The organism is Oleiphilus sp. HI0061 (assembly GCF_001635675.1).
Genome location: NZ_LWFE01000388.1, coordinates 1 through 1,012, shown reverse-complemented (window position 1 = coordinate 1,012; position 1,012 = coordinate 1). Strand labels below are relative to the sequence as shown.

Sequence of the window (1,012 nt, the reverse complement as noted above, 5' to 3'; positions counted from 1 at the left end):
CAGTCACTAGAATAATTGCAAAACCCCAGTTCAATACAATGCCATAGAAGAAATCAAGCAATAGGAATAGTGGCGTTGCTACCCAGAATAACCAACCAAAATCTACGGTTAAATCAAGGTTTGGTGCAATAGCTTCCAAACGCTCCATAATCTTTGGACCAATATATAACTGTGCAGATGTCGTCTTGGTTTCTCCTGGAGCGACTTCGATTGCAGGGCTAATAAAGCCCATCAAATATCGACCGCCTTTCACGCGTGTTTGATAAGTATGAGTAACGCCATTATCTGGGATCCAGGCACTTAGGAAGTAATGCTGAATAAATGCAACCCAACCACCATGAATTTGTTCATTGATAGGGGAGTCAAGCATGTCTTCAAAGTCATATTTCTCGTAAGGTTTTTCAGCGCTTGAAAGCGCCATTCCCAAAAATGACTGCATACCCATACTATTTTGGCTCGATGGGTCAGAGGAACGATCTCTTACAATCTTTCCAGACAGGTTTGCCTGCCAGTTATCATTAGTCTTGTTATTAATGATATAGCTGACATTAATCAGATAATCATTGCGCTTGAATTCATAACGCTTAGTAATTGATACACCATCATCACTTTCAAAATTAAGGTCTATTGAAAGGCTATCTTGTCCTTCTTGTAACTCGTATGAAGAAGATGATGATGAGTAAATAGGAGCTGGGCCGTTTTTAGAGGAATCATATCCATTTTTTCCAAATAGACCACTTTCAACAACGTAATGTCTACCATTACCACTTTCCAACAGCGCCAGTGCTTCTTCTGAGCCTAAGCTAACTTTATGCTGAGGCATTTTTGCCGAAATAACATTACCGCCTTTAAGATCAAGATATAAATCTAATACATCTGTTTTGATATGAACGCTTGACGATTGTTGCGAGGTGGAATTCTTTGTTTGGGCTGTGCTATCAATACTTGCAGCAGCAGACTCAGGTACAGTAAATTCAGAATCTTCGCTACTTTCTGCAGAAGTACTTAAACC

At 39.7% G+C, this 1,012-nt stretch carries 1 protein-coding gene; it reads right to left on the bottom strand.

Going from position 1 to position 1,012, the window contains the following annotated elements; all coding sequences use genetic code 11:
* Positions 1–1,012, bottom strand: a 1,012-nt coding sequence (gene yidC / locus A3735_RS05325; RefSeq protein WP_156499421.1) for a membrane protein insertase YidC, incomplete at both ends; no start/stop codon positions are given.